18 protein-coding genes are annotated in these 24002 nt (G+C 73.7%); 14 read left to right on the top strand and 4 right to left on the bottom strand.

Features of this window, described 5'->3' with window-relative positions; genetic code table 11:
• The 3 genes from ACGFWE_RS42635 to metK form a co-directional block, all read right to left on the bottom strand.
• Positions 1-1085 (bottom strand): homocysteine S-methyltransferase family protein (locus ACGFWE_RS42635; protein ID WP_393605963.1); only part of this gene is annotated, 1085 nt, incomplete at its 3' end.
• Complete coding sequence (locus tag ACGFWE_RS42630) at positions 1082-2065, bottom strand: carbohydrate kinase family protein (RefSeq protein WP_393605961.1); 984 nt, start codon at positions 2063-2065, stop codon at positions 1082-1084. The genes ACGFWE_RS42635 and ACGFWE_RS42630, both read right to left, overlap by 4 nt.
• A gap of 1 nt (position 2066) precedes the next feature.
• Positions 2067-3287, bottom strand: coding sequence for a methionine adenosyltransferase (gene metK / locus ACGFWE_RS42625; protein ID WP_393605959.1), 1221 nt, complete (start codon positions 3285-3287; stop codon positions 2067-2069).
• A 457-nt stretch (positions 3288-3744) separates the two neighbouring features.
• Between metK and ACGFWE_RS42620 the strand changes: the two genes are divergently transcribed.
• The 12 genes from ACGFWE_RS42620 (at position 3745) to ACGFWE_RS42565 (ending at position 19725) form a co-directional block, all read left to right on the top strand.
• A complete protein-coding gene (locus ACGFWE_RS42620; RefSeq protein ID WP_393605957.1) occupies positions 3745-4701 on the top strand; it encodes an SRPBCC family protein in 957 nt (318 codons plus the stop codon).
• The gene (locus tag ACGFWE_RS42615) at positions 4698-6488 is read left to right on the top strand and encodes an acyl-CoA dehydrogenase (protein WP_393605955.1); all 1791 of its coding nucleotides are present in this window, start codon (positions 4698-4700) and stop codon (positions 6486-6488) included. Before ACGFWE_RS42620 ends, ACGFWE_RS42615 begins: the two co-directional genes overlap by 4 nt.
• Before the next feature lie 141 nt (positions 6489-6629).
• The gene (locus ACGFWE_RS42610; RefSeq protein ID WP_393605953.1) at positions 6630-7520 is read left to right on the top strand and encodes a 4'-phosphopantetheinyl transferase family protein; all 891 of its coding nucleotides are present in this window, start codon (positions 6630-6632) and stop codon (positions 7518-7520) included.
• 122 nt (positions 7521-7642) lie between these two features.
• Entirely contained in the window at positions 7643-11116 is a 3474-nt protein-coding gene (locus ACGFWE_RS42605; RefSeq protein WP_393605951.1) for a condensation domain-containing protein, read from the top strand.
• 469 nt (positions 11117-11585) lie between these two features.
• Positions 11586-12815 (top strand): NtaA/DmoA family FMN-dependent monooxygenase, encoded by a 1230-nt coding sequence (locus tag ACGFWE_RS42600; RefSeq protein WP_393605949.1) that lies wholly within the window; start codon positions 11586-11588, stop codon positions 12813-12815.
• A 103-nt stretch (positions 12816-12918) separates the two neighbouring features.
• On the top strand, positions 12919-13146 hold the full coding sequence (locus tag ACGFWE_RS42595; RefSeq protein ID WP_393605947.1) for a DUF6059 family protein: 228 nt from the start codon (positions 12919-12921) through the stop codon (positions 13144-13146).
• Entirely contained in the window at positions 13143-14720 is a 1578-nt protein-coding gene (locus tag ACGFWE_RS42590) for an acyl-CoA carboxylase subunit beta (RefSeq protein ID WP_393605945.1), read from the top strand. The genes ACGFWE_RS42595 and ACGFWE_RS42590 overlap by 4 nt, the downstream gene beginning before the upstream one ends.
• A 17-nt stretch (positions 14721-14737) precedes the next feature.
• Positions 14738-14935, top strand: a complete 198-nt coding sequence (locus tag ACGFWE_RS42585) for an acyl-CoA carboxylase subunit epsilon (RefSeq protein WP_393605943.1) — start codon at positions 14738-14740, stop codon at positions 14933-14935.
• A gap of 109 nt (positions 14936-15044) precedes the next feature.
• A complete protein-coding gene (locus ACGFWE_RS42580; protein ID WP_352392234.1) occupies positions 15045-15413 on the top strand; it encodes a hypothetical protein in 369 nt (122 codons plus the stop codon).
• Between the two features lie 72 nt (positions 15414-15485).
• The gene (locus tag ACGFWE_RS42575; protein ID WP_393605941.1) at positions 15486-16919 is read left to right on the top strand and encodes an FAD-binding oxidoreductase; all 1434 of its coding nucleotides are present in this window, start codon (positions 15486-15488) and stop codon (positions 16917-16919) included.
• Positions 16920-17063: 144 nt separating this feature from the next.
• Positions 17064-18026 carry a GNAT family N-acetyltransferase gene (locus ACGFWE_RS42570; RefSeq protein ID WP_393605939.1) on the top strand — a complete coding sequence of 321 codons (963 nt, stop codon included), beginning with the start codon at positions 17064-17066 and terminating at the stop codon, positions 18024-18026.
• 82 nt (positions 18027-18108) lie between these two features.
• Positions 18109-19725 carry an FAD-dependent oxidoreductase gene (locus ACGFWE_RS42565; RefSeq protein WP_393605937.1) on the top strand — a complete coding sequence of 539 codons (1617 nt, stop codon included), beginning with the start codon at positions 18109-18111 and terminating at the stop codon, positions 19723-19725.
• 18 nt (positions 19726-19743) lie between these two features.
• On the opposite strand, the gene ACGFWE_RS42560 is transcribed toward ACGFWE_RS42565, so the two are convergent.
• The gene (locus ACGFWE_RS42560) at positions 19744-20265 is read right to left on the bottom strand and encodes a MarR family winged helix-turn-helix transcriptional regulator (RefSeq protein ID WP_393605935.1); all 522 of its coding nucleotides are present in this window, start codon (positions 20263-20265) and stop codon (positions 19744-19746) included.
• A gap of 119 nt (positions 20266-20384) precedes the next feature.
• Between ACGFWE_RS42560 and ACGFWE_RS42555 the strand changes: the two genes are divergently transcribed.
• Positions 20385-21920, top strand: a complete 1536-nt coding sequence (locus tag ACGFWE_RS42555; protein WP_393605933.1) for an FAD-dependent monooxygenase — start codon at positions 20385-20387, stop codon at positions 21918-21920.
• A gap of 327 nt (positions 21921-22247) precedes the next feature.
• Entirely contained in the window at positions 22248-23804 is a 1557-nt protein-coding gene (locus ACGFWE_RS42550) for an MDR family MFS transporter (protein ID WP_393605965.1), read from the top strand.
• The last annotated feature ends 198 nt before the right edge of the window (positions 23805-24002 follow it).

The following is a 24002-nucleotide window of genomic DNA, read 5'->3' as shown; positions in this document are numbered from 1 at the left end:
TCCAGCATCGCCTCACGGAACTTCTTCGAGCCGTTGGCGTTGGTCCGCTCGCCGATCGCCAGGTAGGAGGTGTCCTGGCGGAAGGGGACCGTCTGGTACAGCGACGCCGCACCCGGCTCCGGGCGCGGATCACGCGGTGGCGGCGTCAGCCCCCGCACCCGCTCCACCACAGCGCGCAGATGCTCCGGCGTCGTACCGCAGCAGCCGCCCACCAGCGAGAGCCCGTAGTCGCGCACGAAGGTCTCCTGGGCGTCCGCCAACTCCCGCGCGCCGAGCGGATAGTGGGCGCCGTCCTTGGTCAGGACCGGCAGGCCGGCGTTGGGCATGCAGGACAGCGGCACCCGCGCGTGCCGGGCGAGGTGGCGCAGGTGCTCGCTCATCTCGGCCGGGCCGGTCGCACAGTTCAGGCCGATCATGTCGATGCCGAGCGGCTCCAGCGCGGTCAGCGCCGCGCCGATCTCGGAGCCCAGCAGCATCGTCCCGGTCGCCTCCACGGTCACCGACACGATCACCGGGACGTCGGCGCCCAGCACGGTCAGGGCCCGCCGGGCGCCGTGCACCGCGGCCTTCGTCTGGAGCAGGTCCTGGGTGGTCTCCACGAGCAGCGCGTCGGCGCCGCCCGCCAGCAGGCCCTCGGCGCCCTGCTGGTAGGCGTCGCGCAGGACGCCGTACGTCACATGCCCCAGGGTCGGCAGTTTCGTGCCCGGGCCCATCGAGCCCAGGACCCACCGGGTGCGCCCGTCCCGCGCCGCGAAGGCGTCCGCGGCCTGGCGGGCGATCCGTGCCCCGGCCCGGGACAGCTCGGCGATCCGCTCGGGGATGTCGTACTCGCCAAGGGCGGTGAGGTTGGCGCCGAAGGTGTTGGTGGCGACGCAGTCCACGCCGGCCGCGAAGTACGCCTCGTGCACCGAGCGGACGAGGTCCGGGCGGGTGACGTTGAGGACCTCGTTGCAGCCCTCCAGCTGCTGGAAGTCCTCCAGGGTGGGCTCCTGGGCCTGGAGCATGGTGCCCATCGCGCCGTCGGCGACCACCACACGGGTGGCGAGCGCCTCGCGCAGCGCGGACCTGCGGGCGGCCTCGGTCATGAGCGCACCACCAAAGAGCAGGAGAGGGCCTCGGCCGCGGCGGGCCCGTAGGCCTCTTCGAGACGGGCCAGCAGCTCGGCACGGACCAGGGTGTGCTCCTGGCTGCCCACCGACTCCAGGGCGAGGACGGCGGTGACGCTGGCGAGCCGGGCCGCGTCCCGCAGCTGTGCCCCGCGGGCCAGGGCGGCCAAAAAGCCCGCGCGGTAGGAGTCGCCGACGCCGGTGGGGTCCACGGCACGGCGGGCCGGGACGGCGGGGACCTCAAGGGGGGTGCGGCCCGCCTGCCGGATCCGGGAGCCGGCCTCGCCGAGCGTGGTGATCCACAGACCGGTGCGGCCCAGGACCTGCTCCTGCGTCCAGCCGCTGCGTTCCTGCAGGAGGACCGACTCGTACTCGTTGGTGAACAGCATCCGCGAGCGGTCGATCAGGGCGCGGACCTCGTCGCGTTCGAGGCGGGCCAGCTGCTGCGAGGGGTCGGCGGCGACCGGCAGGCCCAGTTCGTGGCACTCGCGGGTGTGCCGCAGCATCGCCTCGGGGTCGTTGGGCGAGACCAGGACCAGGTCCAGTCCCCGGGTACGGGCCAGGACCGGGGCGAGACGGATGTGCCGGGCCTCGGCCATCGCACCGGTGTAGAAGGTGGCGATCTGGTTCTGGTCGGCGTCCGTGGTGCACACGAAGCGCGCGGTGTGCAGACCGGGACTGACCCGCACCGACTCGGTGTCCACGCCCTGCTGCTTCAAAAGCACCCGGTGCGGTTCGAAGTCGCTGCCCACGGCGCCGAGCAGCACCGGCGCAAGCCCCAGCAGGCCGAGGCCGTAGGCGATGTTGGCGGCGGCGCCCCCGCGCCGGATGTCCAGGGAGTCGGCGAGGAAGGACAGGGAGACCCGCTCCAGCCGGCCGGCCATGAGCTGGTCGGCGAATCGGCCGGGGAAGACCAGGAGATGGTCCGTGGCGATGGACCCGGTGACGGCGATCCGCATGTCAGGCTCCGGCAGCCCGGCGCAGCGCGCCGGCCCGGTCGGTGCGCTCCCAGGTGAAGTCGGCACGTTCGCGGCCGAAGTGGCCGTAGACGGCGGTCTGGGCATAGATCGGGCGCAGCAGATCCAGGTCGCGGATGATGGCGGCCGGGCGCAGGTCGAACACCTCGTCGATCGCCTGGCGGATCCTGTCGACGCCGACCTTCTCGGTGCCGAAGGTCTCCACGAACAGGCCCACCGGGGCGGCCCTGCCGATGGCGTAGGCGACCTGCACCTCGCAGCGCGAGGCCAGGCCCGCGGCGACGACGTTCTTGGCGACCCAGCGCATCGCGTACGCCGCCGAGCGGTCCACCTTGGAGGGGTCCTTGCCGGAGAAGGCGCCGCCGCCGTGGCGGGCCATGCCGCCGTACGTGTCGATGATGATCTTGCGGCCGGTCAGGCCGGCGTCGCCCATCGGGCCGCCGATCTCGAAGCGGCCGGTGGGGTTGACCAGCAGCCGGTAGTTCTCGGCGTCCAGCTTGACGCCGTCCTTGGCCAGGGCCTTCAGTTCCGGCTCCACGACGAACTCGCGGATGTCGGGGGTCAGCAGGTGCTCCAGGTCGATGCCGGCGGCGTGCTGCGAGGAGACCACGACCGTGTCGAGACGAACAGCCTTGTCGCCGTCGTACTCGATGGTGACCTGCGTCTTGCCGTCCGGGCGCAGGTAGGGGAGCGTGCCGTTCCTGCGGACCTCGGACAGGCGCTTGGCCAGGCGGTGCGCCAGGAAGATCGGCAGCGGCATCAGGGTCGGCGTCTCGTCGCTGGCGTAGCCGAACATCAGCCCCTGGTCGCCGGCGCCCTGCCGGTCCAGCTCGTCGCACTCCCCACCCGCGGCGCCACCCTCCACACGGGTCTCGCAGGCCGCGTCCACGCCCTGCGCGATGTCCGGTGACTGCGCGCCGAGGGAGACGGACACACCGCAGGAGGCGCCGTCGAAGCCCTTGGCCGAGGAGTCGTAGCCGATCTGGAGGATCTTCTCGCGCACGAGCTGCGCGATCGGCACGTAGGCCCGGGTGCTCACCTCGCCGGCCACGTGCACCAGACCCGTGGTGATCAGCGTCTCCACGGCGACCCGGGAGGCCGGGTCCTGGCGCAGGAGCGCATCGAGAATCGTGTCGCTGATCTGGTCAGCGATCTTGTCGGGGTGACCCTCGGTCACGGACTCCGAGGTGAACAGAAGGCCCATGGCGAATTTCCTCCGCTTTCAGGTCGGATGAGGCAAGCCGTGCGCCGGGTGTCCATGCCGCCCCAAGACGTTGGCCCGGATGCCCGGGAGGTATGCGGGATCGATTCGACGCCACCGGCGCCGAGCGCGGGTGGAGAGGAGCTCGACCACCCTCCAGCCCGGGTTGCCGCAGTGCCACAGCGGCACCCGGCGGCCGGGGCGGATGCTCGGCGTCCGCAGTGGCACCCGGTCCACAGCCGCTCGCCGGACACTTCAGGAACGCTCGAACCCGGCGGCCCGAACGCACCGCGACGGCTCGGGCCCCGCCGTCCACCTGCGCCGCAGGAACCACCCGGCGAACGCGGGCGCGCTGCGTCCCCGCGGCGCCACCAGCGGTGATCCACCCGGCCTCCAGCGGGCTTCGAGCGGCCGCCCGCACAGTCGTATCGCAGAGATGAACAGAAGGGGGTGAACGCCGATGCCCGCACCGGCCCTGCACCACACATCGCATCGGATCGAGGTGGCCGCTCCCGCCGGAGTGGTCTACGGACTCCTCGCGGACGCCGAGCGCTGGCCGCTGTTCTTCGCCCCGACCGTGTACGTGGAACCGCTGGACCTGGAAGGTCCCGGGCAGCGCCTGCGCATGTGGGCCCGCGCCGAGGGCCGGATCACCTCCTGGATCACCCGGCGCGTCCTCGACCCCGGGGCCCGGCGCATCACCTTCCGCCAGGAGGTGACCTCGGCGGCCGTGGACAGCATGCGGGGCCGGTGGCACGTCGAGCAGAGGGCGGGCGGCTCCTCGCTGCTGACACTGGAACGGCAGTTCACGGCGGCCGAGGGCCACCTGGCCCCGGACCGGATCGGTGACGCCAACATCCGCGCCCACCTGGCGAACCTCAAGAGCCTCGCGGAGCGGTGGGCCGTCCTGGACGAACTGGTCGTCACCGTCGAGGACACCGTACGCGTCGACGGACCCTCCGAGCTCGTCTACGGCTTCCTGTACCGGGCCGCCGCCTGGCCCGGCACCGTGCCCGGTGTGGCCGGCGTCCGCCTGGTGGAGGAGGTACCCGGCATCCAGACGCTCCGCGCCCAGGACGGCGCCCAGGACACCGTCGCGGTGCGGCTGTGCTTCCCGCACGGCGGGCTCATCGTCTACAAGGTGACCAAGGCGCCCGAGGCCGTCTCGGGGCAGGCCGGGCAGTGGTCGGTGGAGCCCGATCCGAGCGGTGTGACGGTGCGGGCACGCCACCAGGTGGTGCTCAACGAGCACGAGGTGGCGCGGGTGCCGGGACAGGACGCGCACCTGGCCGACGCCCGCCGCCGCGTCCGTGAACGCCTCGCCCGGGACAGCGCCGCCCTCCTGCACCTGGCCAGGCAGCACGCGGAGGACGCCGCCCGCGCGCTCACCCCCAGCGGCCTGCCGGGACGGTCATGACCCTCATCAGGGACATCGTCGCCCCGCCGGGGGCCATGGACCGCCGGCCCCACCTGTCCCCCCGGCCGGCGGCCACCTACGGGCGGACCGCCGCGCTGGGCCGCGCCGCCCGGCTGGACACCCTGCTCGACAACCCCTACGACCCGGCCAACGAACACGGCTTCGCCGCCTTCCTCGCCGCCGACCAGGAGCGCCGACCGGCACGGTCCGCCGAAAGGCTGCTCGCCGATGCGGGCCTGGCCGCCGAGTTCGTCCCCGCCCGCCAGGGCGGCACACTGGCCCGGGCCGACCTGCTCATGAAGGTGCTGCGCCCCGTCTTCCGGCGCGATGTGGCCCTCGGCTTCGCCGGCGGTGTCACCTCGCTGTTTGCCGCCTCCGCGGTCTGGGCGGCCGGCACCGGCGCCCAGCAGCAAGCCCTCGCTCACCTGCTGCTGGGCGGCGGACGCACCACCGTGGTGCACCCCGGGCTCGCCCCGGCCGGCGGGGTACGACGCGAGGAGGTCACCGCCCGGCGCACGGCCAAGGACACCGCCCTGCTCGTCAGCGGCCGCAAGGACGTCATCATCGACGCGGCCCGCGCGGACCTCTACGTCGTCCACGCCCGCACCGCCGACACCGGCCCCCGCACCCACTCGGTCCTCCTGCTGGACCCCGCCCAGCTGCCCGGCGCGACACTGCAGCGGCTGCCGCGGGTGGCCACCGACGGCATGCGTGGCGCCGTCTTCTCCGGACTGCAATTCACCCGCTGCCCGGTGAGCGACGACGCCCTGGTGGGCCGGCCCGGCGACGGCGCCGCGCTGGCCCTGCGCATGAACCAGGTCAACCGCTGCCTCGTCGCCGGCGCCGCGACCGCCGCCCTCGACCCGGTCCTGCGCGCCGCCGTGCACACCGCCACCGACGGCCGCACCGGGCCGCCGGCCCGCCGCTGGCACCGCCCGCTCGCCGGGGTCTTCACCGACCTGCTCGTCTGCGACGCGCTGGCCACGGTGTGCCTGCGGGCGGTCGGCCTGCTGCCCGACCGGGCCCACGCCCCGACGGTGGCCGCCACCTACACCGTGCCCGTGCTGCTCACCGACGCCCTGGAGGAGCTGTCCGCCGTCCTTGGCACGCACGGCGGGGGCAGCGACGTGGTGCACGGCATCCTGGCCAAGCTGGTGCGCGACCTGCCGGCCGCCGGCCTGGGCCGCGACGGCGCCGCGGCCTGCCAAGCCGTGATCCTTCCCCAGCTGAGCGCGCTGGCCCGGCAGTCCTGGCTCGTGGAGCAGGAGCCGCCCGCCGAACTGTTCCGCGCGCGGGGCGACCCGCCGCCGCTGGACCACGGGGCGCTGGCCTTCGCGGGCGGCGGGGACTTCCTCGCCGCCGCCCTGACCGCGGCCGCCGAACGGCTGGGCCGCTCCCGCAGGGCCGGCGGGAGCATCGCCCTGCTGGCCGAGCTGGCCGAAGGCTTCCTGACGGAGCTGCATCTGCTGCGCGAGCAGTGCGCCCTGCTGCCCGGACAGTTCGGCGACGCCCTGTCCGGGCCGGCGGCCTGCGCCCTGAGCGACCGGTACGGGCTGCTCGCCGCGGCGGGCGCCGTGCTGGCCCTGTGGGAGGGCCAGGAGGGAGACGACCCGTTCCTCGCCGACCCCGGCTGGGTGGTGCTGGCCCTGTCCCGACTCGGCCGCAGGCTCGGCATCGAGCTGCCCGACCTGCCCGGTAACTGCGTCACGGGCGTCCTCGACGAGCTGCTGCGGCGCCACCACAGCGGGCGCAGCTTCGACCTCGACGTGGTCGACCTCGCCCTGTGAACGCCGGCCACCGTCAGGGACGGGCCGCCCCCCCACACCCGCAGCAGCCCCTCCCAGGCCGCGAGAGGCCGCCGCGTGCCCGCCAGGCGCCGACCGGCGGCCGCCGGACCCCACCCAGTGATCCACAGGAGGAGCGGACGGATGACGCAGGCACCCCGCATCGCCCAGCCCGTGCACGTGCCGGGGCCCGGCGGACCCTGGGACGAGGTCACAGCGGCCATGGACCGGTGCGGCAGCGCGGTGGCCTTCACCACCTGGGGGGAATGGCTGAGCGCGGTCGTCACCGAGCCCCGGCTGCGCCTGATGCTGGGCCGCGACTGGCCGCGCTACCGGCGCACCGCCGACCCGCTGGTACGGCACCGGTTCGCCGCCGCCCGCCTGGTGCTGAAGTACACGGCGGCGGCCGCCCTGGGCACCGACGCCGCCGGACTCGACCTTGCCTACAAGATCGGCGGGCGTCCCCACCTGCGCGGGATACGCCAGGTCGACGTGGGTCTGTCGCACACCGACGAGCTCATCGTCGTCGGGATCAGCCGCGGCGGGCGTATCGGCGTCGACGCCGAACCGCTGACGCGCACCCTGACCTACGACGTGATGCGCGAGCGCATGTGCACCCCCGCCGAACGAGCCGCCCTCACCTCCCTTCCCGGCCCGGCACAAACCGCCGCGCTGCTGCGGCTGTGGACACTGAAGGAGGCCTACACCAAGGCGCTGGGACAGGGACTGCGGCTGGACTTCACCCGGTTCGGCTTTCCCGCCGGCGCCGAGGGGGAGTTCACCGCGGACGACGGCGCCGGCCTGCTGGCCCCCGACGGCAGCCCGGCCGCACCGGAGACCTGGTCGTTCGCCACCTACCGGACGATGCAGCGCTACGCGGTCGCGGTGGCCCGCTACGACACGGGCCCGGCCGCGGTGCCCGGCGACGGGGAACGGCCCGTGGCCGATGAGCGGTCCATGAGCCTGGTGGCGCAGCTGCTGCCCCGGCAGACATACGCCGCACAACCACATCAGCCCCGCTCAGGGGCCGCTTAACGATGCCTGGAGGCCACGGGCCGTCCCCGTCCGGCCGGGCTAACGTGCCCCATGCATACATCTGCCGACCCCGAGCATGAGGAGGCAGCCGGGCTTGCGTGGAGCGAAAGGAGAGGCGGCTCATGACCCAACGCGGCCCCGCGCGAACGCCGTTGACCGTCGTGGCTGCCGGAGCGGTCCTGGAGCTGCACGGCCCCCTCGGCCCGGCCGCCGTGGACAGGGCCCTTGCGCGCGCCGTCGTACGCCGCCCCGACCTGCGCGGCTGGAGCCTGGACGGCGACGACACGCCGCACCCGGACCGAGCACCGGCGCAGGGTGTGCTGCACGCCCGCCTGCGGCGGCACGGGCCCGGCCACCACACCCTGCACCTGGCCACCGGCCGCACCGCACGGCCCGACGGCCCCGCAACGGCACACGAAGCGGCCGGCCTGATGGCGGACCTGCTGAGCATGCCGCCCGGCCCGGTACCGCTGGAACCCGCCCTGCGCGCCGTGCTGCACACCCTGGACCAGGCCCCGCACCGCGCACACCGCGCCATGCTGCTGCGTCTGGGCGACGCCGTCGCCCCACACGTGCTGCGCGAGGCACTGGCCGCCGTGCTGGCCGCCCATCCGCTCCTGTGCACTGTGCTGGGGCCGGGCCCGGCGGGCACCCTGCTGCTCGGTACCCGCCCGCCGGGCGCCCGCATGCCGCACGGCCTGCTGAGGACGGCCCGGTTCACCGGCCGCGCCGCCTTCGACGCGGCCGTCGCCGACGCGCGCCGCAGCCTCGACCCGCGCACCGGAGCGTCGCTGCGTGCCGTGCACGCCCAGGGCGGCCTGCCCGGCCTCGCCGGAAGCGATCTGCTCTTCCTCGCCGTGCACGACCTCGCCGCCGACCCGGCGTCCTGGCGGATCCTGCTGGAAGACCTGGAGACGGCCCTGGGAGCGCTCGCCTTGGGAAGGACCCCGCCGCTGCAGGACGACGCGGGATGGCTGGAGCAGTGGAGCGCATGGCTGGCCGCCACGTCCGGCGGCCGCGATGACCAAGCCCCCGGCCCCACCACCCCGGCACTCGCCTCCGGTACGGCCGCCGGGAGCGGCACGCCCCGCGCCGCCCTCGGCGCCGTGGCCGAGGGCGCCAGCACCGAGGGGGTCACCCTCGAGGGCCTCAGCGCCGAGAGTGCCACCACCGCGGGGGTCACCGCGCCGGACGGTGACGGCGGCCTTGAGGCGGCGCACGCCCGCTTCAGCCTGGGCGCGCGCGAAACCCGGCAGATCACCGCCGTCCTGCCGCACCACCACCGGCTGTCCGCCGCCGAGCTGCTCGCGGGAGCCTTCGGGCAGGCCCTGGCCCGCTGGTGCCGCACGCACGAGGCCGTCTTCGACCTGTGCACCGACGGGCGCACCCTGCTGCCCGCGCACGCGCGTGCCGTCGGCCCCTACACCCGCGCCCGGCGCATACGGCTGGACGCCGACCCGGACCTGGTGCCCGCACGGTTCCTCGTCACGGTGGCGAGCGCCCTGACCGCGGACGAGCCGGCGGGCACCGGCCCGGGATCGCCCACGCCAGGACGCCTGCTGCGGGTCCGCCTCACCCATCACGACCCGGCACCACTCCCGGCGCCCTCCTCCCGCTTCACCGTCATCCACACCGACGAGGACCACGCGCCGTGGCCCACCCAGGGCCTGGGGGAGTACGAGATCGAGGTCCGCACCCAGGTGGAGGACGGCCGCCTCCACGTCCGGGCCGTCGCCGGCGGCGTCTTGCGGGCCGCCCTGGACGTCCTGTGCGGCCATCTGCGCTCGGTACTGGAGCACTTGGCGGGCCCAACGACGCCGGCGCCCGCGGCGCCGTACCCCGCCCCGGTCGTCGCCGCCACCCCCCGCCAGCAGGAACTGCTCGCCCGCTCCCTGGCCCGCCCCGGGGCCGGACACCACGTCGAGCAGCTGCAGTGGATGTGGCACGGGCCGCTGGACAGCGAACGGTTCAGCGCCGCGTGGCAGGCGGTGGCCGACAGCGAGACACTGCTGCGCGCCGCGTTCGACCCGCATGACCACACCCGGATCACCCTGCACGAACACGCCACCGTCCCGATCGAACGGCTCTCGCACCAGGACATCACCTGGCCCTCGCTGCTGGAACGCGACCGCCGCCGGGCCGTGGACGTCCACAGACCGGGACCGCTGCGGATCACCCTGCACGACGGGCCGGTGTCCCAGGCGGCAGCGGCGCAGACCCGCGTCCTGCTGACGTTCCACCAGGCGCTGGTCGACACATGGAGCGCGCAGGTGCTGATCCGCGAGTTCTACCGTGCCTACCTCAACGAGGGCTCTCCCGCCGGCGGTGAGCGGCGGCCCGACCTGCGCGACTACGCACGATGGCTCGACGAGCAGGACACCGCGGGCGCACGGGACTTCTGGGCCGGCGCCACCCCGCCGCCGGGCGCGGCCGTGCACCCGGCGCGCCCGGGAGCACCCACGTCCCACACCGGCTGCGGGCGGATCTCCCGGCGGCTGTCGCGGCACGACGTCGTACGGCTCGTCCACTGGGCGGCCGGCTGCGGCGTCACCGAGACGGCCGCCCTGCACGCCGCCTGGGCACTGCTGCTGCACCGGGCCACCGCGACCGCGCAGACGGCCACCGTGGCCTTCGGCGTCTCGGTCGACGGCCGGGGGATCTCCCTGGACGGTGTGGAGCAGCTGACCGGTCCGCTGCTCGGCGTGCTCCCGATGAGCGTCGACGTCGACCCGGCCGGCACGGTGCCCCAGTTGCTGACCGCGCTGCGGGACCGGGCCCTGGACATGTCCGCGTACGAATGGATCAGCACCGAGCATCTGCGGCGCTGGCACGCGCGCGGGCACGAGGAGGAACTGTTCACCACGGCGGTCTTCTTCGAACGGCCCGTCCGGCCCGCCGACGACCTCGTGGCCGAACTCGCCGGGCACGGCATCACCTGCGAGCCGCCGCACAGCACCGGCGCGTCCAGCACGCTGCCGATCGCACTCCTGGCCCGCTACGACCGGCTCGGCAACCTCGTGATCACCGCGATCCACGACCGCAGCCGTTTCGCCGAGTCCGAGGCGGCCCAGCTGCTCGCGCAGAGCATGCGGCTGCTGCGCGTCTTTCCCGACCTCACGGACGGCAGCCGGCCCATCGCCGCGGTCCTGGACGCGCTGTCCGACGCGCAGGTGCCCCGCATGGCGCCCGCGGCCGGACCCGGCGACACCGTGCTGGCCACCCTGAGCCCGGGCCGGCGCACCGGCTCTCCCGCCGTCTGTCTCGTCCCTCCACCGGGCGCGGACCACACGTGCTACGGCGTCCTGGTGCCCCTGCATGCCGGCCCCGGGCCGCTGCTGGCGGTGGCCACCGCCAAGGCTGAACCGCAGGCCGTGGCGCAGGCACTGCTGACCGCGCTCGGCCCGAACCGCCCCCTGGTGCTGGCGGGCTGGTCCGGCAGCGGACAACCGGCCCACCGCATCGCCGCCCATGTGGCCGCCGGCACCGGACACGCCCCGGTGATCGTCACGCACGGGGCGGGCAAGCCCGACGCCGAATCCCTGACCCGCGCCCTCGACCAGGTCCTCAGCTCCCTCGGCGACAGCCCGGACCGGTGACCGGTGACCGGTGGGCGGGGGAGGCCGGTGCCGGGTCCTTCGCGCGCCCCGGCCAAGTCCTCGGCCCGCTCGGCGACAGCAGGCAGCAGTGACCGGCGGCACGGCAGGCAATCGATGGCCCGCGCTCCCGGCGGCAGCCCAGGCCGGTGGCCGGTGGGCGGGGGAGGCCGGTGCCGGGTAGCCGTGACCGGCGCAGCGGGGCGGGAACCGTCGGCCCGCGCTCTCGGCGGCAGCCCGCGCCCATGACCGGCCGGGCCGGCACCGGCGCCGGCCCGCCCGCGCCCGCGCCCTCGGCCGGATCCCCGGGCATGTCGGCGACGGCCCGCCCGCCCCGTGATCGGACACGGGGCCGGCAGGGCTGCTCCGGTTTGCGGAGGTCGGCCTGAGTGTTCCTCGAGCGGTTTCTGCTGCACTCCCGAGCGGATGGCCGGCCGCAGGAGCCGGGCCGATCGTGGGAGGCAGGACGCCGATGCGTACCGACCGCACACCCATGAGGCTGGGGGCGCTGTTGCCCGCCCCGGCGCTCGGGCACCACGCCGCTGCGTGGCGGCACCCCGACGTCCGGCCCGAGAGGGCGCTCAGCCTCGACCTCCACCGCGCTCTCGCGCAGACCGCCGAGCGCGGCAGGCTGGACTTCCTGCTGCTGGCGGACAGCCTGGGCGAGCAGGCCGCCGGGAAGGCCGCCCGGCACGGCCGCGACAGCGCGGTGGCCCACCTGGAACCGCTGACGCTGCTGTCCGCGCTGGCCGTGCACACCCGGCACATCGGCCTCGCGGCCACGGCGACGACGACCTTCAGCGAACCGTGGCCCCTGGCCCGCATGCTCGCCTCGCTCGACTTCCTCAGCGGCGGCCGCACCGGCTGGCACGTCACCGTGCCCGTGACCGACGCGCAGGCCCGCAACTTCGGCCTGGACCGGGCGCCGGGCGAGGCCATGTCGTACCACCGGGCCCACGAGTTCCTGGAGGTCACCGGCCGGCTGTGGGACGGCTGGGAGGACGACGCGTGCCTCTACGACCAGGCCGGCGGCCGCTACAGCGACCCCGCCAAGGTGCACCCGGCCGGCCACCGGGGCGACCACTTCCAGGTGGGCGGCCCGCTCACCGTGCCGCGCCCGCCGCAGGGCCGCCCGGTGCTGCTGCACCCCGCGCCGTCCTGCGCCGACGCGCGGGAGTTCACCGCGCAGTGGGCCGACGTCCTGCTGACCGGGCAGCGCACCGCGGGGCGGGCCCGCGCGGAACGGCGCGCCCTGCGTGCCCTGGTCGCCGACCGGGGCCGCGACCCGGACCAGGTGCGCATCCTGGCCACCGTGTCCGTGGTGACCGGCCGGACCCGGACCGAGGCCGAGGACACCTACGCCACCCTGCAGGACCTGCTGGATCCCGCCGCCCGGCTCGACGCGCCCGGCACCGCGCCCGGCCCCGCGTTCCTGCTCGGGTCGGCGACCGACGTCGCCGACGAACTGGAGGAGTGGTTCACCCAGGGCGCCGCCGACGGCTTCGTGTTCCTGGCGGGCCATCTGCCCGCGGGGCTGGCCGCGCTGGCCGACCTCGTGGTCCCCGAGCTGCGCCGCCGCGGCCTGGCCCGGACCCGCTACGACGGCTACACCCTGCGCGACCACCTGGGGCTGGCGCGCCCCAAGGCGGTGGCCCGGAGCGGTTCTGGGCCCCTTCTCAAGCGCCTCTCCAAGCACCTTTGAGCGGCTCCTGTGACCGTGGGCGGGTCCGACACTACGTATCGGAAAAAAGAGGAGGACGGTCCATGCCGCTGCACACGACCAGGTCCTCGGTGACGGGGGAGACGTGGACGCCTGGTCGATAACCGCCTCATTTTTGCGGGCCGTCGGCCGGTCGCTGGCCGCGGCCGGTGCCATCTGGGTCTACATCCCCGTCCCGGACGAACCGGCCCGGGAGCGGACCCTGCTCACGCCCCCGCCGGGGCACCCCGAGCGGCTTCGCCCCGACGTCCCGCTCAGTGCGGTCGAACGGCACCTGGCACGCTCGCTGTCGCACCCGGAGGACACCGCATGACCATCGCTAACGAGGCCGTGGTACGGGACCGCCTGACCGAACTCGCCGAGCTCAAGGCGCTGGCGGTCGACGGCCCTGAGGGCCCTGACGGCAAAGCCACCGCACGCCAGCACGCCAAAGGCAAGCTGACCGCCCGCGAGCGCATCGCCCTGCTGCTGGACGAGGGATCGTTCCAGGAGATCGAGGCCCTGCGCCGGCACCGCGCGACCGGCTTCGGACTGGAGGACAAACGACCCCACACCGACGGTGTGGTCACCGGATGGGGAACCGTTCACGGCCGTACCGTCTTCGTCTACGCACACGACTTCCGCATCTTCGGCGGCGCACTCGGCGAGGCCCACGCAGCGAAGATCCACAAGGTGATGGACCTGGCGCTGGCCGCCGGCGCCCCGCTGGTCTCGCTCAACGACGGCGCCGGCGCCCGCATCCAGGAGGGCGTCACCGCGCTCGCCGGCTACGGCGGCATCTTCCAGCGCAACACCAAGGCCTCCGGTGTCATCCCGCAGATCAGCGTCATGCTGGGCCCGTGCGCCGGGGGAGCGGCGTACTCGCCGGCCCTGACCGACTTCGTGTTCATGGTGCGCGAGACCTCGCAGATGTTCATCACCGGACCGGACGTCGTCAAGGCCGTCACCGGCGAGGAGATCACCCAGAACGGGCTCGGCGGGGCCGACGTCCACGCGACCGTGTCCGGCGTGGCGGCCTTCGCCCACGACGACGAGGGCGCCTGTCTGGAGGACGTACGGTTCCTGCTGTCGCTGCTGCCGTCCAACAACCGCGAGACGGCACCGCGCCGGCCGTCCGGCGACCCGGCCGGCCGGCTCACCGAGGCGCTGCGTGAGATCGTCCCGGCCAACGCCCAGCAGGCCTACGACATCCGCGCGGTCATCGAGGAGATCGTCGACGACGCGGAGTACTTCGAGATCCAGCCCCACTGGGCGGCCAACGTGGTCTGCGCGCTGGTCCGCCTCGACGGCCACGTCACCGGCATCGTCGCCAACCAGCCCGCCGCCTTCGCCGGCGTCCTGGACATCCACGCCAGCGAAAAGGCGGCGCGGTTCGTGCAGTTCTGCGACTCCTTCTCCATCCCGCTGGTGACGCTGGTCGACGTGCCGGGCTTCCTGCCGGGCGTGGACCAGGAGCACGGCGGCATCATCCGGCACGGCGCCAAGCTGCTGTACGCCTACTGCAACGCGACCGTCCCGCGGGTACAGCTGATCCTGCGCAAGGCCTACGGCGGCGCCTACATCGTCATGGACTCGCGCTCCATCGGCGCGGACGTCTCCCTGGCGTGGCCCACCAACGAAATCGCCGTCATGGGCGCCGAGGGCGCCGCGAACGTCATCTTCCGCCGGGAGATCGCGGCCGCCGACGACCCCGACGCCCTGCGGGCCCAGAAGATCAAGGAGTACCAGTCGGAGCTGATGCACCCCTACTACGCCGCCGAACGCGGCCTGGTGGACGACGTCATCGACCCCGCCGACACCCGTTGCGCACTGATCGGCGCGCTGGCCATGCTGCGGTCGAAGCACACCGAGCTGCCGTCCCGCAAGCACGGCAACCCGCCGCTGTGAGGGGCGGGGAGGACACCGTGCCCCTGTGGCGGATCACGGGCGGCACCCCCACGGCGCAGGAGACGGCCGCCCTCACCGCGGTGCTCACCGTGCTGCTGTCCCGGCACGCCGCCGCGGGCCGGGACACGGGGGCGGGCCAGGAGACGGCGGCCACCGTCTGGCACCGCCCGCACCACAACCCGCACCCGGCCGCCGGGACGTGGCAGTCCGGTTGAGCTGCCCGCACGCCCCCGCTGCAGAGCCGTTCAAGCACCGCTCCAGGCGGGGGCGGGAGCGTAGCGGCGGACATCCACACGTAACGAACCCTGTCAGGAGAGATGCGCCATGACCGATGCGCGGCTGGTCGGAACCTGGACCACGGAGCTCGAGGACGACGGCAAGTCCGTGTTCGGACTGGCGTCCTTCACCGGTGACGGCGGCGTCACCTGCTACCAGGTGAACGCCAAGAACATCGGACTGGGCAACTGGGAGTCCACCGGCAAGGACTCCTTCCACTACAACTTCCACATCCTCGCCGTCAGCCCCGAGGGCCTGCACGTCGGTGAGGCGCACGTCTTCGTCGAGGGCGAGTTCGTCTCCGACGGCTGCTGGGAGGGCACCGGCGGCGCCAACTTCTACTCGCCCACCGGTGAACTGCTGCGCGGCCACGAGGGCTCCAAGGTCGTCGCCCGCAAGTTCGGCATCGACAAGTAGTCCGCCCGGCACGCCGGCCCAATGCACCGCCGTCGTCACCCCCGCCGGCACGTCACGCAGGAAGGACCCGCCATGCTGCGCGATCGCCTCGAAGGTGAGCTCGTTCTCCCGTCGGATCCGGGGTACGGGCTTGCCACGCAGCTGCAGAACACCGAGTACGACAGCGTCACCCCCGCTGCCGTCGCCTACTGCCACACGGCCAAGGACGTGCTGGCCTGCGTCCGGCACGCCCAAGACGCCGGCGTCCGCGTCCATGTGCGCAGCGGCGGCCACAGCTTCAACGGCTGGTCCACCGGTGAGGGCCTGGTGATCGACCTGTCGCGGATGAACCAGGTCGCCGTCGACGCCGGCACCGTGCGCCTCGGCGCCGGCGTCCAGTCCCTGGACGCCCTGGACCGGCTCAGGCCGCTGGGCCGCCAGATCATCACCGGCACCTTCCCGACGGTCGGCCAGGGCGGCTTCCTCACCGGCGGTGGACTGGGCTGGCAGACCCGCCGGTTCGGGGTGGGAAGCGACCGGATCGTCTCCGCCCGCGTCGTGCTGGCCGACGGCAGCATCGTGCGTGTCTCGGCCGGGCAGCACCCGGACCTGTACTGGGCGCTGCGCGGGGGAGGCGGCGGTACGTTCGGCATCGTCACCGACTTCGAACTGCTGCCCGTCGACGCGCCCCGGCTGACCTCCTTCGAGACGCTGTGGTCGTACGAGGACGCCGCCGACGTGCTGGCGGCCTGGCAGGCATGGGCGGCGCAGGGCAGCGACGACCTCGGCACCTCCCTGGTCGTGCTGCCCGGCATGTTCGGGCCCGGGGGGCGGCCGGTGGTGAAGGCGTGGGGCGTGCACCTGGGCGCACCCGAGGACCTCGAGCGGGCCCTGGACGAGCTCACCGAGCGCACCGGCACCAAGCCCGTGCACCGCGAGAGCGGCGCCCAAGGCCCGTACGCCGACGTCATGCACGAGGCGCTGTGCGGGTCGAAGACCGTGCAGCAGTGCCACCGCACCGGCACCCATCCCGAGGCGGTCGGCCACCGCCACCCCTACACCCGGCAGGCCTACCGGCTCACCGGCCGGGCCGTCACCCGCGCCGAGGCGCAGACCCTGCTCAAGGCATGGGACCCGGACCTGGACGGCGAGCACTATCTGCTGTGCATCGCCCTGGGCGGGGCCGCCAACCGGGTCGGCCGCACCGAGACGGCGTACGTGCACCGCGACGCGGCGTTCCTGATGGGCTATCAGATAGCCACGCGTGACGCGGAGGAAGCCGCACGCGGGCCCGCCGCCCTGCAGGAATGGGCCGACCGGTGCGATGCCGCGCTCGCCCCGCTGGCCACCGGCTCCTACATCAATTTCCCCGCCTCCCGCATCGGCGACGACTGGGAGAGCGACCACTTCGCCGAGAACGCCCCCCGGCTGCGCGCGGTCAAGCACCACTACGACCCCGACGACTTCTTCCGGCACGCGCAGAGCATCCGCCCTGAGCCCGGCCGGACAGCGGAGCCAGGACGATGACGACGGAATTTCGGCCGGGCGGGCAAAGCCCTGCTCTCCGTCGGTGGCCGGGTGCGGCGGTGCGGCGCCGTACCCGGGCTGCCTGCCTTGCGTCGCCCGCGCTCCGGTAGCCCCCGCACCCCCTGAAGCCCACAGAAGGAAGCCATGGACATCCGTAACCTCGACGGCGACGACCCGGCGACGATCTCGCTGCTCCTGCCCGGGTTCCAGGAGACGATGAGCCTGGAACTGCCCGGCGATCCGCCGGTCACGGCCGCCCTGCTGGCCCGGTTGTTCCAGCGCCGGCACGGCGCCGACCGGATCGTCCTGGCCGCCTTCGACGGCGGCCGGCCGGCCGGGTGCGTCAAGCTGGGCCTTGACGAGGGCGAGCCCGGCGGCTCGGGCCACGGGTCGCTGTGGGTCTTCCCCTCCTTCCGGCGCCGCGGTGTGGGCGCGGCCCTGGTGGATGCCGCCCGCGCCGAGCTCCGCCGCCGCGGCCGCGGCCGGCTCCTGATCGACGCCCCGCACACGCCGGCCGCCGAGGCGTTCGCCGCCGCCCACGGGGCCGAGCACTGCGGCACCCATCTGCGCAACCGTCTCCTGGTGCGCGGCCCGGCCCGGGCCGGCCTGACCGACCTGGCCGACCGGGCGGTCACCGGCTACCGCATGGTGCACTGGCGGGATGGCTGCCCGCAGGAGCTGGTCGACTCCTACGCCCGCGCCTGGCAGACCCTGGACGCACCCGTCAACGGCCGGGCGGGGGTGCGCCGGGCCACCGCCGAGGACGTGCGCTCCCGCGAGGCCGAGGCCGCCCGGGCCGGTCACCGGCAGTACGTGAGCGCCGCCGTCGCCGAGGACAGCGGCGAGGTCTGCGGGTACGCCACGCTTCTGGTGCGGGACAGCCCGATGGCGGACACGGGGGAGACGCTCGTCCTCGCCGGCCGGCGCCGCCGCGGCCTCGGCACCTGGCTCAAGGCCGACGTGCTGTCCCGGGCCGCCCGCGAAAACGAGCACCTGGCGCTGGTGCAGGCCTTCAACGACGTGCACAACACCCCGATCGTCGCCCTCAACCGCCGCCTCGGTTTTCGCGCGGACAGTTCCTGGTCGACGTATTGCGTCCCCTGCTGACAGCGCGAGTCCCGTTCGAGCCGGGATCCAGTGGCCGCTGCCACGATCCGGCACAGACCGGCATCCGCGAGAGGGGTTCCTTGTGAGTACCAGCAGCACACGTGTACTGATCGCCGGCGGGAGTCTCGTCGGCCTGTCGACGGCGCTGTTCCTCGCGCATCACAACGTGCCCTGCGTCATGGTCGAACGCCACCCCGCCACCTCCGTCCACCCGCGCGCCGTCGGCTACTACCCGCGCACCGCCGAGCTGCTGCGCACGGTGGGTGTGGAGGAGGCGGCCAAGAGCGCCGCGTCCGGTTTCGAGAAGCACAAGACGCGCGCCGGGGTGGTCTCGCTGGCCGGTGAGGTGCTCTTCAGCAAGGAGGAACTCCAGGGCGGCGACGACCTCGCCGACCTGACCCCCTCCAGGCTGCTGCTGCTTCCGCAGGACCGGCTGGAGCCCCTGCTGCGGGCGCGGGCCGAAAAACTGGGCGCCGACCTGCGGTTCGGCACCGAGCTGGTCTCCTTCACGCAGGACGACGACGGCGTCAGTGCCGTCCTGAAGGGCCCCAACGGCGACCAGAGCACGGTGCGCGCCGACTACCTGGTGGCCGCGGACGGCCCGCGCAGCACGGTGCGCGAGGCGCTCGGCATCCCGCGCCAGGGCCGCGGGGTGCTCTCACGGCACGTCAGCATCGCCTTCGGCGCGGACTTCGCAGCGGTCCTGGGCGAGCGCCGCTACAGCGTCGTCCACGTCAAGAACGACACGGTCACCGGCATCCTGGTGCACGACGACACCCTCACCGAGGGCACGCTGATCGTCGGCTACGACCCGGACCGGGGCGAGAGCCTTCAGGACTTCACCGACGCCCGGTGCGCCGAACTCGTCCGCGCGGCCATCGGCTGGGACACGGTCGAGGTCACCGTGCGCTCCCGTTTCCCGTGGGACATGGCCGAGCTGGTGGCCGAGCGCTTCGCCGAGGGCCGGGTGCTGCTCGCGGGCGACGCCGCGCACCAGATCCCGCCCACCGGCGGCTACGGGGCCAACACCGGCATCGCCGACGCCTTCAACCTGGCCTGGAAGCTGGCCCTGGTACTCGAGGGAACCGCGGGCGCCGGCCTGCTGAACACCTATCAGGAAGAGCGCCGGCCGGTCGGCCTGTACACCGCTCAGCAGGGCTCGCTGCAGCTGGCCGTGCGCTCGGGCACCGCGACCGAGGAACAGCGGGCCGCCACCGACGACGCGATGACCGTGACCATGGGCCAGGCCTACCGCTCCGGCGCGTTCGTCCCCGAGACGGGGGCGGCGCGGCTGCCGCTGACCTCCGACCCGCGCACCCTGCGGGGCGAGCCCGGCACCCGCGCCCCGTACGTGGTGCTGCAGCGGGGCGGTGCCCCGCTGCCCACACTCGACCTGTTCGGTACCGGTTTCGTGCTGATGGCCGGTCAGGACGGCGGTTCCTGGGCCCGGGCGGCCGAGGCGGCGGCCGCCGAGGTCGGCGCGGACCTCACCTTCCACCGCATCGCCGCGACCGTCCGGGACGGCGGGGCACTGGCCGATCCGGAGGGCCGCTGGAACGCCGCCTACGGCGTACCCGCCGACGGGGCCGTCCTGGTGCGCCCGGACGGGATCGTCGCCTGGCGCTGCCCGGGCGGTGTGCCGGCCGGCGAGCAGGGCGCGGCGCTCATCGCGGCGCTGCGCCGGATTCTGGCGCGCTGAGGGATGAGGGGCGGGCGCTCACCCGCCGGCCGGCGCGTCGCGCGCTGCGGCCACCGAGTCGACGTACTTGATCAGCAGCCGGGCGAACTGCAGGCGTTCGTCCTTGGGCCAGTCCCGGGTGATGAACTCGAACGCCGCCCGCTGGTGACGCCGGAAGGCCGCCAGCATCTGCAGCCCCTCGCCGGTCAGCTGCAGGATCGTGCGCCGGCCGTCCTGCTGGGACGCGGCGCGGATCAGATAGCCCGCGGAGATGCAGTCGGTGACCATGCGGCTGGCCACGGAAGGGTCCACGGCCAGCCGCTCTGCGACGACTCCGACGGTGATCTCCTGGCCGTCCTGCTCCGGTCCCTCTTCCACGATGTTGAGCACCAGGGTCCGGCTCATGTCCTTGCGGGACACCGGTTTCGCCACGTTCAGCGCAGCGGCGCGGCGCAGCCGGGAGAACGCCGGGCCCACCGCATCCAGCGGATCGGCGGCGGCGAGCGGACCGTGCGCAGCCGAGCGCTGCCCGCCCCTGCGCCTGGTGGTCGAAGGTTCCATGGCAGACATCCTAGGCGCGGCAATCGTAGACATCCGGCATGTGCGCGCCAGCATTTTATTGCATGATGACACGCACATAATTACCCGTCGATCCACTCTCATCCCCTGGAAGGACTGCAATGCCGAACACCAAGGACTTCGATTTCGACGTCCTCATCGTCGGCGGAGGCCCGGTGGGCATGCTGCTCGCCTCCGAACTGCGCATCTCCCGCGCCGAGCCGGTCGTCCTGGAGCGCCTCGCCGAGCGGACCCCCCACTCCAAGGCCTTCGGTCTGCACGCCCGTTCGCTGGAGTCGCTCGACCGCCGCGGCCTGGTGGAGCGCTTCCGTGACGGCGCCCGCTCGTGGAACAACGGCCACTTCGCCGGACTCGACGTCTGGGTCGACTTCTCCCTGCTCGACAGCGCCCACAACTACGCGCTGCTGTCCGAGCAGACCCGCACCGAGCGCCTGCTCGAGGAGCGGGCGCAGGAACTCGGTGTTCCGGTCCGCCGCGGCCACGAGGTGAGCGCCGTCCGCCAGGATGCGGACGGCGCCGAGGTCGACGTCACCGGCCCCGAGGGCTCCTACACGCTGCGCGGCCGCTATGTCGTCGGCACCGACGGCGGCCGCAGCCTGGTCCGCAGGTCCGCGGGCATCGGCTTCCCCGGCACCGGCGGCCGCGTCACCGCGCGCCTGGCCGATGTCGTCCTCGCCGACCGCGAGAAGGCGCCGATGGGCATGGAGCGCACCGAGCGCGGCCTGCTCTTCTGCGTCCCGCTCGACGATAAGTACCACCGCGTCGCCACCTTCGACTTCCAGAAGGGCAAGGAGGCGGGCACCGAGCTGACGCTGGAGGAGTTCACCGACAGCCTGCGTGAGATCTGGGGCGACGACCTCGGCGCCGGCGAGCCGCGCTGGCTGTCGTGGTTCACCGACTCCGCCTGCCAGGCCGAGCGCTATCGCGAGGGGCGCATCTTCCTGGCCGGTGACGCCGCGCACACGCACTTCCCCGTCGGCGGCCAGGGTGTCAACCTCGGCCTGCAGGACGTCCTCAACCTCGGCTGGAAGCTGGCTGCGGAGATCAACGGCTGGGCGCCGCAGGGCCTGCTCGACACGTACGACACGGAGCGCCAGGCGCCGGCCCGCAACGTGCTGGCCAACACCCGCGCGCAGATCGCGCTGATGAACCCCGACCCGTACGTCACGCAGCTGCGCGAACTCTTCCAGGAGCTGATGACCAAGGATCAGGTCAACCGCCACATCGCCGAGATGCTCAGCGGTGTCGGGGTCCGCTACGACCTGCAGGGCCCCGGGCACCGGCTGCTCGGCGACTTCGCCCGCGACCTGACGCTGGAGACCGCGGACGCCACCCTCACCCTGCCCAAGCTCCTGCACCGCGCCACCTTCGCCCTGCTGGACCTGGGCGGCCGCCCGGAGATCTCCGAGGTCTACGAGGAGTGGGGAGCGGGGCAGGCCTGGGCCGGCCGCGTGCGGCACGTCGTGGCCGAGTGCGCGCAGGAGCCCGAGCTCGCCGGTGTGCTCGTCCGCCCCGACGGCTATGTCGCCTGGGCCGCCGACAAGGACGCCTCGCCCGCCGAGGTCGCAAAGGGCCTGCGTTCGGCCCTGGCCGCCTGGGCCGGCACCGGGGACCCCGCCCGGCCCGTCCTCACGTAACGGGCGAAGGGGCGGCGGCCCCTATTAGGTGTGGCCGTACACCCAATTGCTTGATAACATGCATGTAATTGGGGAGAGGGCGTGGCGTCCTGCCGAAATCCCGGGCATCACCGCCCGGTCCGGCACGCTCGCCCTGTGCGGCCCGGCCACCCGCCCGGCCGGGTCCGGCCGCACCTTCCCCCACAGACCACACGTGACCATCCCCTAAGCCCCTTTCGGGGCCCGGTAGCCAAGACAGCACCGCCCGCCACCCAGGCGGCCGGTGCAAAGGGGGGATCCCGACCGACCCCGAAAGGCGGTCCCGCCTTGTCCGCTCCCGCTGCCCAGGTGACCCCAGGATCCGGCCCCTGCGGCACCAGAACCACACCGGTCCTCTTCGCGTGCATGCTCTCCGCGTTCCTGGCCGTCCTGGACACACAGATCGTCACCACCGCCCTGCCCCGCATCGCGGGCGACCTCCACGGCATCGGGCTCTTCGCGTGGGTGACCATCGCCTACGTCCTCGCCAGCAGTGCGACCACGCCGATCTACGGCAAGCTCGGCGACCTCTTCGGCCGCAAGGCCACCCTCCTGTCCGCGCTGACCCTGTTCCTGGCCGGCTCCGCCCTCTCGGCCGCGGCCGGCTCAATGGAGCAGCTGATCGTCTTCCGCGCCCTGCAGGGCGCGGGCGCCGGAGGCATCTTCGTCTCCGTCCTGGCCACCATCGGCGAACTGCTCACCCCGCGTGAAGCCGCCACCTACTACGGCATGTTCGGCATGGTCTTCGCCGGTGCCTCGCTGGCCGGCCCCGCCGTCGGCGGCGTCCTCACCGACGTGCTCAGCTGGCACTGGGTCTTCCTGGTCAACCTGCCCCTCGGCACGGCCGCGGTCACCCTGTTCACCAAGTACCTGCACCTGCCGCGCAAGATCCGCGCCTCCCGGCTCGACTACGCCGGCATCATCACCCTCTGCGCCGGCATCGTCGCGCTGACGCTCCTCACCTCATGGGGCGGCGTCGAGTACTCCTGGGCCTCCCCGCAGATCCTCGGCCTCGGCCTCGCCACGCTGCTGTGCCTGGGCCTGTTCGTCAGGGCCGAGACCACCGCCGCCGAACCGATCGTGCCCCTGCGCCTGTTCAAGGACTCCACCTTCACCCTCTCGCTGCTCGCCGCCATCGTCTGCGGCGCCGTCTTCACCGGCTCCGTCAACTTCCTGGCCCTGTACGTCCAGGTCGTCACCGGAGCCGACCCCACCACCTCCGGTTTCGTCCTGGTGCCGATGATGCTCGGCCTCGTGCTCGCCTCCGCCGTCGCCGGCAAGGTCATCGCCAGGACCGGCACGTACAAGACCTTCCCCGTCCTGAGCATGGCCCTCGGCATCGTCGGCGCCCTGCTGCTGTCCACCCTGGACGCCGACACCCCGCGCACCGTGGCCGTCCTCTACATGGTGGTCTTCGGCCTCGCCTCGGGCCTGTCCGCCCAGGTCTTCACGCAGGCCGCCCAGAACACCGCGCCTGCCCGGGACCTGGGCGCCGCTTCCGCCACCGTGACCTTCGGACGCTCCTTCGGCACCTCGATCGGCATCTCGCTCTTCGCCGCGGTCTTCTCCCACCGGCTCACCGGCGAGCTCGCCGCGCGCGTCCCCGCCGGCGCCCTCACGGGCGTCGACCACGACTCGCTCTCCTCGCAGCCGGTCCTGAACTCCCTCGCCCAACCGGTGCGCAGCGCCGTCGAGGAGTCCTACGCCGCCGCGCTCACCCCCGTCTTCCGCACGGCGGTGCCCCTCCTCGTGCTCGGCCTCCTCCTCACCCTGTCCATGAAGAACCTCAAGCTCCGCTCCCGCCGCCACCACGACGACGGCACGCAGACCGATCCCGTCGCCGACATCGCCCCGGCCGGCGAGTAGCCCCCGAGCGGCCTGATCGCACGAATCCCCCGCGTGTGATCCATGGCCGAAGGGCTGCCCTCCCACCCCGTGTTCCCCGGCGGGAGGGCAGCCCTCCCCGTGTCCGTGGCGCCGTCAGATCCGCTTCAGGCCGGTTCGAGCGGGACTCCATGCCCCCGGGCCATTGTCGGGGCGGGACCGTAGCGGTCCCCATGGCTT

The sequence above is a fragment of the Streptomyces sp. NPDC048523 genome (genome assembly GCF_043199815.1).
In the GTDB taxonomy this organism is placed as follows: Bacteria; Actinomycetota; Actinomycetes; order Streptomycetales; family Streptomycetaceae; genus Streptomyces.
The sequence above is the reverse complement of the archived record's forward strand: the minus strand, read 5'-3'. Positions and strand labels throughout refer to the sequence as shown.

What these genes read in the sequence shown, in the direction of transcription:
- ACGFWE_RS42630 (WP_393605961.1), bottom strand. Translation starts at nt 2,065, where the DNA reads ATGCGGATCGCCGTCACCGGGTCCATCGCCACGGACCATCTCCTGGTC.
- metK (WP_393605959.1), bottom strand. Translation starts at nt 3,287, where the DNA reads ATGGGCCTTCTGTTCACCTCGGAGTCCGTGACCGAGGGTCACCCCGAC.
- ACGFWE_RS42620 (WP_393605957.1), top strand. Translation starts at nt 3,745, where the DNA reads ATGCCCGCACCGGCCCTGCACCACACATCGCATCGGATCGAGGTGGCC.
- ACGFWE_RS42615 (WP_393605955.1), top strand. Translation starts at nt 4,698, where the DNA reads ATGACCCTCATCAGGGACATCGTCGCCCCGCCGGGGGCCATGGACCGC.
- ACGFWE_RS42610 (WP_393605953.1), top strand. Translation starts at nt 6,630, where the DNA reads ATGACGCAGGCACCCCGCATCGCCCAGCCCGTGCACGTGCCGGGGCCC.
- ACGFWE_RS42605 (WP_393605951.1), top strand. Translation starts at nt 7,643, where the DNA reads ATGACCCAACGCGGCCCCGCGCGAACGCCGTTGACCGTCGTGGCTGCC.
- ACGFWE_RS42600 (WP_393605949.1), top strand. Translation starts at nt 11,586, where the DNA reads ATGCGTACCGACCGCACACCCATGAGGCTGGGGGCGCTGTTGCCCGCC.
- ACGFWE_RS42590 (WP_393605945.1), top strand. Translation starts at nt 13,143, where the DNA reads ATGACCATCGCTAACGAGGCCGTGGTACGGGACCGCCTGACCGAACTC.
- ACGFWE_RS42580 (WP_352392234.1), top strand. Translation starts at nt 15,045, where the DNA reads ATGACCGATGCGCGGCTGGTCGGAACCTGGACCACGGAGCTCGAGGAC.
- ACGFWE_RS42575 (WP_393605941.1), top strand. Translation starts at nt 15,486, where the DNA reads ATGCTGCGCGATCGCCTCGAAGGTGAGCTCGTTCTCCCGTCGGATCCG.
- ACGFWE_RS42570 (WP_393605939.1), top strand. Translation starts at nt 17,064, where the DNA reads ATGGACATCCGTAACCTCGACGGCGACGACCCGGCGACGATCTCGCTG.
- ACGFWE_RS42560 (WP_393605935.1), bottom strand. Translation starts at nt 20,265, where the DNA reads ATGGAACCTTCGACCACCAGGCGCAGGGGCGGGCAGCGCTCGGCTGCG.
- ACGFWE_RS42555 (WP_393605933.1), top strand. Translation starts at nt 20,385, where the DNA reads ATGCCGAACACCAAGGACTTCGATTTCGACGTCCTCATCGTCGGCGGA.